The sequence below is a fragment of the Halomonas terrestris genome (genome assembly GCF_049166755.1).
In the GTDB taxonomy this organism is placed as follows: Bacteria; Pseudomonadota; Gammaproteobacteria; order Pseudomonadales; family Halomonadaceae; genus Halomonas.
Window position 1 is genome coordinate 1 of sequence record NZ_JBMHFZ010000040.1, and the last position, 7,330, is coordinate 7,330.

At 67.1% G+C, this 7,330-nt stretch carries 6 protein-coding genes; 3 read left to right on the forward strand and 3 right to left on the reverse strand.

The window, feature by feature from the left end:
• The first annotated feature begins 177 nt into the window (after positions 1-177).
• Positions 178-1,539, forward strand: coding sequence for an NCS2 family permease (locus ACOMD9_RS20870; protein WP_421417932.1), 1,362 nt, complete (start codon positions 178-180; stop codon positions 1,537-1,539).
• 72 nt (positions 1,540-1,611) lie between these two features.
• Here the strand turns inward: ACOMD9_RS20870 and ybiO are convergent, their stop codons facing one another.
• Positions 1,612-3,936, reverse strand: a complete 2,325-nt coding sequence (ybiO, locus tag ACOMD9_RS20875) for a mechanosensitive channel protein (RefSeq protein WP_421417933.1) — start codon at positions 3,934-3,936, stop codon at positions 1,612-1,614.
• A gap of 346 nt (positions 3,937-4,282) precedes the next feature.
• Between ybiO and ACOMD9_RS20880 the strand changes: the two genes are divergently transcribed.
• Positions 4,283-4,681 carry a fluoride efflux transporter FluC gene (locus ACOMD9_RS20880; RefSeq protein ID WP_421417934.1) on the forward strand — a complete coding sequence of 133 codons (399 nt, stop codon included), beginning with the start codon at positions 4,283-4,285 and terminating at the stop codon, positions 4,679-4,681.
• Positions 4,678-5,076 (forward strand): fluoride efflux transporter FluC, encoded by a 399-nt coding sequence (locus tag ACOMD9_RS20885; RefSeq protein WP_421417935.1) that lies wholly within the window; start codon positions 4,678-4,680, stop codon positions 5,074-5,076. Before ACOMD9_RS20880 ends, ACOMD9_RS20885 begins: the two co-directional genes overlap by 4 nt.
• Positions 5,077-5,102: 26 nt before the next feature.
• Here ACOMD9_RS20885 and pgi read toward each other — a convergent pair whose 3' ends face one another.
• Together pgi and ACOMD9_RS20895 are read right to left on the reverse strand one after the other, a co-directional pair.
• Positions 5,103-6,776, reverse strand: a complete 1,674-nt coding sequence (gene pgi / locus ACOMD9_RS20890) for a glucose-6-phosphate isomerase (RefSeq protein WP_421417936.1) — start codon at positions 6,774-6,776, stop codon at positions 5,103-5,105.
• Between the two features lie 48 nt (positions 6,777-6,824).
• A complete protein-coding gene (locus ACOMD9_RS20895) occupies positions 6,825-7,304 on the reverse strand; it encodes a methylglyoxal synthase (protein ID WP_421417937.1) in 480 nt (159 codons plus the stop codon).
• Positions 7,305-7,330: the final 26 nt, after the last annotated feature.

Consider the following 7,330-nt stretch of genomic DNA (forward strand, 5'->3'; position numbering starts at 1 on the left):
TCTGGTGCTTTGGTATCCGGTTTTCTCTTCTTTTTGTATACCAATGTCGCATCCGTGGTGTTGTCCAATTGGTCAGGAATTGCCTACCCTGTGGTCGTGACCCGAAGGGCGACATCCCATGACGCCGCTCTCGGGGCTTTCGACCACGCCCTTGGACAACAACAACGGGACCCCACCATGGAACAGACTTCAGCTCTATCATCAGAGAATTGCCCGGAGGCCGGCGAGGAGCACTGGATCGGGCGCTACTTCGGCGTGCGCCGTCGCGGCTCCAGCCTGCGTACCGAAATACTTGCAGGTGTCGCCACTTTTCTTGCTTCGATGTATATCATCGTGGTCAATCCGGCGATCCTCAGCGATGCCGGGATTCCCTTCTCCGCCGCGCTATCGGCGACGGTGCTGATCAGCTTCCTGAGCAGCCTCGCCATGGGGCTCTATGCCCGCAACCCCATCCTGGTGGCGCCGGGCATGGGCATGAACGCGCTGTTCACCTACACCCTGGTACAGGGCGCGGGGCTCTCGTGGGAAGTGGCCCTGGGCTGCGTGTTCTGGTCCGGCGTACTGTTCGCCACCCTGGCCATGTTCAACGTGCGCAAGGCGATCATCGAGGCGATCCCGGCATCGCTGCGCTATGCCATCACCTGCGGTATCGGGCTCTTCATCACCTTCATCGGTTTCAAGAATGCCGGCTTCATCGTCGGCAGCGATGCCACCCTGGTGACGCTGGGCAGCTTCGACGCCAGCCTGCTGATCTTCTTCATCGGCATGATGGCCACGGCGATCATGGTGGTGATGCGCTTCAACGGTGCGCTCATCCTGGGCATCGCCCTGACCACGCTGCTGGCCGCGCCCATGGGGCGGCTGTGGGGCGAGGAGGTGATGGTGCAGTGGAGCGGCCTCGCCGCCTGGCCCGACTTCAGTGCGGTGATGCAGGTGGACATCTGGGGGGCGCTGAAGGTGGCCTACCTGCCGTTCATCTTCGTCATGCTGTTCACCAACTTCTTCGATGCGCTCTCCTGCTTCATGGCGCTCTCCGAGTCGGCGGACCTGAAGGACGAGGACGGCAACCCGCGCAACCTCAAGCGCTCCATGACCGTCGATGCCTTTGCCTCGATGATCGCCGCGCCGCTGGGGACCAGTGCCGCCCAGACCTTCATCGAGTCCGGTGCCGGCGTTGCCCAGGGCGGACGCACCGGCCTGGTGGCGGTCACCATCGCGCTGCTGTTCCTGCCCTTCCTGTTCCTCTCGCCGCTGCTGTCGCTGGTGCCCGGCATCGCCACGGCGCCGGCGCTGGTGCTGGTGGGGCTGTTCATGCTGGCACCGGTGTCGAAGATCGACTGGAGCCGGGCCGACGAGGCCTTCCCGGCCTTCCTGGCGATCATCCTGATGCCGCTGACCTACTCCATCACTCTGGGGATCGCCTTCGGTTTCCTCAGCTTCGTGGTGATCAAGCTCGGCACCGGCCGCCTCCACGAGATCAAGCCGGCCATGTGGGTCTCGGCGGCGCTCAGCGTGGTGATGCTGGTCACCACCCACTGATCACCCGCCCGGCCGGCACGACAAGGGGGCTGCCGATGGCAGCCCCCTTGCATGAGGAGGGGAAAGCCGAACTCAGTCCTCGTCGAAGTCGCCCTTGAACTCGGGGTTGGGCTTCGAGCGCGGGTCCTCCTCCGATTCCCGGCTGCTCTCGCCGGAGCGGGGCTGGCCGCCGGGGCGGCCATCGATGTCGAAGCCCTGCTGCATGAGGCGCAGGTTGGCCGGTGGCGCCTCGCCCTCCTTGCCCACGCCGAAGTAGAGCGTGGTGTGCGGGAAGGGGATCTCGATGCCGGCGGCGTCGAAGTGCAGCTTGACCAGGCGGTTGAAGGCCCGGCCGGTGGCCCACTGGGTGCCCGGGGTGGTCTTGATGCGCACGCGGATGTTCACCGAGCTGTCGGCCAGCGCGGTGACACCGGCCACCTCCAGCGGGGCGAGGATGTTCATCTTGTGCTCCTCGTCGGCCGCCAGCTCGTCGAAGGCGTTGCGCAGCTGCACGATGGCATCGTCGATGCTCTCGCGGTAGGCGATACCGTATTCGCCGACGTGATAGCCGAACTCGCGCATGTAGTTGGAGACGGTATCGACGCTGGAGAAGGGTACGATATGGTAGGTGCCGGACAGGTCGCGGATACCCACGGAGCGGATGCTGAGGCGCTCGGCGGTGCCGGTGATGCCGCCCACGGTGACCACGTCACCGGTGTTCATGGCGTTTTCCACCTGGATGAAGATGCCGGTGATGATGTCCTGCACCAGCTTCTGGGCGCCGAAGCCGATGGCCAGGCCCAGCACGCCGGCACCGGCGATCAGCGGTCCGATGTTGATGCCGATCTCGGCCAGCACGATCATCGCCGTCATGGTGATGATGGTGATGGCCAGGGCGTTGCGAAACAGCGCCAGCAGGGTCCTGGCCCGGGCGTCGGGTTCGCCGGCGCCGGTCTCGGGGTTCAGCTTGTGCTCGATCAGGCTGGCCAGTGCCAGCCAGGTGCCGATGGCGATCACCAGGATCACCGCCACGCTCACCACCTTGCCGACCAGCCCGCGACCGGCCTCTGAGGCGTACCAGCCCGCCAGGTCGAAGGCGCCCCAGGCACTGAGCACCAGCATGATCACCACGATCAGGATCAGGGTGCGGATGACCCGCAGGGCATTGGGCACATAGCGGTTGAGCCGCGGCTCCAGCAGCGGCAGCTTGCGGCGCAGCTCCTCGGAGAGCGTGATGCGCCGCCCGATGGTCTGGCTCAGCAGGCTCGAGACCAGCAGGCCCGCCACCACGGCGCCCAGGGTCTTGAGGGTGGCGAAGAGCACGAAGGGCAGGGCGTCGGCCGGCCGGGTCAGGGTCAGCACCAGTACCATCACGAAGTAGGCCAGGGCGAAGAGGTGCCAGGTGCGGGCGAACAGCTGCAGCGAGACCCGGCTGGCGGCCAGGGTGGTCCGCTCCGCCTTGGCGTTGATGGCGTCCCGCAGGCGGACGCGGTTCCTCATCACCACGGCTACCGCATAGATGAAGGCCCCGAACATGATCAGGGTGCCGATCCCCTGGCCCAGGGCCGGGGCGACGTAGGCGTTGATCAGCGGCACCACCACCATCAGGCCGTAGCCCACCAGGCCGATCAGCCGGGCGATCCAGCGGTTCCAGTAGGAGGCCTCGTCGGCGGCGATGGGCAGCAGTCGCAGCCCCTCGTAGCGCGACGAGAACAGCATGCGCACCGCCGCCTTGAGCAGCTCGATGACCAGGAAGGCGTTGAGGAACAGCGAGGCCCGCGTGGAGAGCTCGCCGGTCTCGCCGATGGCGAAGGTGGCGATCAGGTTGCCGCCCACATAGGCCAGCGCCACGACCAGCACGTCCACCAGGGCGGCCAGGGCCACGCAGAGCACCAGGCGCAGGACCGGCGTCAGGCCGGTACCGTTCAGCGACCACTGGCTGATGCCGGTGAACAGCGGCTTGGCCAGGCGCCGGAAGCCGACGAACAGCGCGAAGGTGGCCAGGATCACCAGGCCCAGGTTGATGGCCGCGGTGGTGAAGGCCGCCGTGTCGAAGGTGCTGTCCTCGAGGCTGCCGGTGAACAGGCCGCTCAGCGCCTCCACGGCGTTGCCGAACTGACCGCCGATGTCGCTGGCGATACGGCTGGTGGCCTCGGCCAGCTGGCGCGGCAGTGAGGGTTCGGCCACCGTCTCCTCGGCAGCCGCGGCCTCGGTGTCGGTGACATCGCCGGCCATGCCGCGCAGCTGGTCGATCAGTTGCTGGCGGGACTGCTCATCCTCGAGCAGGTCGGCCAGGGTGGCATGGGCGGTCGAGTCGCCACTGCCTTCGGTCGGCTGGGCCTGGGCGGCGGTGCTGAATGCCAACAGGGCGATCAGCAGCCAACCGATGAACAGGGGAAGGGCTCGCAATGGGTTCACGCTGTGACCTCCGTCTCTTGGCGTGGTAGCGATGGTGACCTCGGGGGGCGCCGGTGATGGTCGGGTTGCCAGTGGCTTGTTGTCATTGGATTCTGGTCGCAAACCGGCATGATACGGACTTTGGACGACGACCACGACCGGGTGCAACTGAAGTGCCTGTCGCGATATGGGGGTGGCTGGAACTTTTCATGTACGATACTTGTACATTATCAGAATTTTGTGCCATTGTTGAAGTGTGGTCGCTTCCCCTGGCGGCCCTCCCTGCAAGGCAAGCATGCGGTACTCTTGGACCACCCCCTGGCGGGTGGTCATTTTTTTTTGCGGGTGTCGAGGCAGGGAGGCACGAATGGGTATCGGTCTGACGGGGTTGTTGCTGGTGGCTGGCGGTGGCGCCCTGGGCGGCATGGGGCGCCTGGCGCTTTCCCGCCTGGTGGCCCGCCACCTGGGCGCCGCCTTTCCCTGGGGCACCCTGGCGGTCAATCTCAGCGGTGCGCTGCTGATGGGCATGCTGGCGGGCGTGCTGGGGCCATCGACCCCTGGCGGCGACGGGCCGGTCTGGCAGTTCCTGGCGATCGGGCTGCTGGGGGGCTATACCACGGTGTCGTCGCTCAGCCTGCAGACCCTGACGCTGTGGCAGCAGGGACGCACGCACGCCGCCCTCGCCAATCTGCTGGTGACGCTCGTGGTGGGCCTGCTGGCACTGGTGTTCGGCTGGTGGCTGGCGCTGGTCTGGTGGGCGGCATGACCGTCTGGCCTGCCTATCTCGCGGTGGGGGCCGGCAGCGCCCTGGGGTGCTCGCTGCGCTACCAGGTCTCGCTGGCGATGGCGGGTATCGCCGGCCCCGTCTTTCCCTGGGCCACCCTGCTGGTGAATACCCTGGGCTCCTGGCTGATCGCCGCCTTCGTCGCCTACGCCACCCGGCGCACGGCCGGGCGGGTGGCGCGCTGGCAGCCCTTCCTGGTGGCCGGTTTCTGCGGCGGTTTCACCACCTTCTCGCTGTTCGGTCTCGAGACCCTCCAGCTGCTCGAACAGGGCAGGGCGGGGCTGGCGCTTGCCTATGTGCTGCTCAGCGTGCCGCTGTGGCTGGCGGGCGCCTGGTCGGGCCATCGCGCCGGTCACCGGGCCGCGGCACGAACCTGACGCCGCGGTTTCCGGCAGTCGGTGCCTCAGCCTTTCCCGGCGCGCTTGCCTCCCTTGCCCTTGGTGCGGCCGGCGTCCGTACCGGGTGCGGCGGCGCCGCTACTGGCCCCTGCCCCCTGGAAGTGTCCCCTGACCAGGGCCAGCAGCCCCTGGGTCGAGGTGTCGAAGTCCTGGCTGTGCTCGTCGATGCGCTCGCTGATCTCGCCGGCGATGCGCTTGCCCAGCTGCACCCCCCACTGGTCGAAGGAGTTGATGTTCCAGATCACCCCCTGGACGAACACCTTGTGCTCGTACAGGGCGATCAGGGCGCCGAGGTTCCTCGGCGTCAGCTCGTCGAGCAGCAGCACGCTGGAGGGGCGGTTGCCGGGGCAGCTGTAGGGGTCGAGGCGGCTGCCGCTCTGGCTGCCCTCCATGAAGGCGTTGGCCTGGGCCAGCATGTTGGTGAGCAGGGCGAAGTGGTGCTCCTCGACGCCGGGTTCGGGCTTGAGCGAGGCGATGAAGTCGATGGGCACGTAGCGGGTGCCCTGGTGGAGCAGCTGGAAGAAGGCGTGCTGGCCGTTGGAGCCGGTCTGGCCCCACACGATGGGGCCGGTCTTGTAGTCCACCGGGTGACCGAAGATGTCCACCGACTTGCCGTTGGACTCCATGTCGAGCTGCTGGAGGAAGGCCGGCAGCTGGTGCAGGGCCTGGTCGTAGGGGACGATGGCCTGGGTCTCGGCGCCGTGGAAGTTGATGTACCAGATGCCGATCAGCGCCATCAGCACCGGCATGTTGTCGCGCAGGGGGGCGGTGAGGAAGTGCTGGTCCATCTCGTAGGCGCCCTCGAGCATCGCCATGAAGCCGTCGAAGCCGATGGAGAGGGCGATGGGCAGGCCGATCGACGACCACATCGAGTAGCGCCCGCCGACCCAGGCCCAGAACTCGAAGACGTTCTCCTCGCGGATGCCGAAGGCCATAGCCGCCTTCTTGTTGGTGGAGGCGGCGATGAAGTGGGCGCCGACGTCGGCGTCCGCCCCGGCGGTGTCGAGGAACCAGCGCTTGGCGGTGTTGGCGTTGAGCAGGGTCTCCTGGGTGGAGAAGGTCTTGGTGGAGACGATGAACAGGGTGGTGGCCGGGTCGAGGCGCTTGAGCACCTTCTGGATATGGGCGCCGTCGACGTTGGAGACGAAGTGGAAGTTGAGCTCGGGGTGGCGGTACTTGAGCAGCGCCCGGCTGGCCATGTTGGGGCCCAGGTCCGAGCCGCCGATGCCGATGTTGACCACGTCGGTGATGCGCTCGCCGCTGTGGCCCTTCCACTCGCCGCTGCGCACCGCCTCGGAGAATGTCCGGATCTGCTCGCGGGTGCGCTGGATCTCCGGCATCACGTCCTGGCCGTCGACCATCAGCGGCCCCTCGCCCTGGTTGCGCAGGGCGGTGTGCAGCACCGGGCGGTCCTCGGTGACGTTGATGATGTCGCCGGAGAACATCTGGGCGCGGCGCTGCACCAGCGCGGAGTGGTCGGCCAGGTCGAGCAGGGTGTCGAGCACCGCCTCGGAGATGTGGTGCTTGGAGTAATCCAGGAACAGGCCGCCGACGCGCAGGCTCATCTTCTCGAAGCGCTGCGGGTCGGCGGAGAAGTAGTCGCGGATGCGGTCGTCGGCGGTCTGCGCGTGCAGGCGCTTCAGGGCCTGCCAGGTGACGCTGCGGGTGAGCTGGAACATGATGGCCTCACATCTTCGTGGCGTTAGGCGTCGTGGTGATTCAAGCCGTCACTCGCCGGTGCGGCTGGAGATCCAGGCGCCGGCGTCGGGGATGGTCATCTCGTAGGCCTGGGTGAGCCAGGGCGAGCTGATCAGGAAGTCGGCGCTGGCCGCGTTGCAGGCCACCGGGATATTCCACAGGGCCGCCAGGCGCAGCAGCGCCTTGACGTCGGGGTCGTGGGGCTGCGGGGCGAAGGGATCCCAGAAGAAGATCAGCAGGTCGAGCTTCTGCTCGGTGATCAGGGCGCCGATCTGCTGGTCGCCGCCCAGTGGGCCGCTCATCAGCCCGGCCACCGACAGTCCCAGGGTGTCAGCGATGCGCCGGGCGGTGGTGCCGGTGCCGATCAGCTCATGATCGGCCAGGGTCTCGCGCCAGCGTTCGGCCCATTCCAGCAGCTCCGCCTTCTTGCCGTCGTGGGCAATCAGCGCAATACGCTTGCGTTCCGGCAGGGTGCGGCGCACGGAGCGCCGCGGGCGCGACTCAGTCATGGTTTCCCACCTCGAGGATCTTCAGG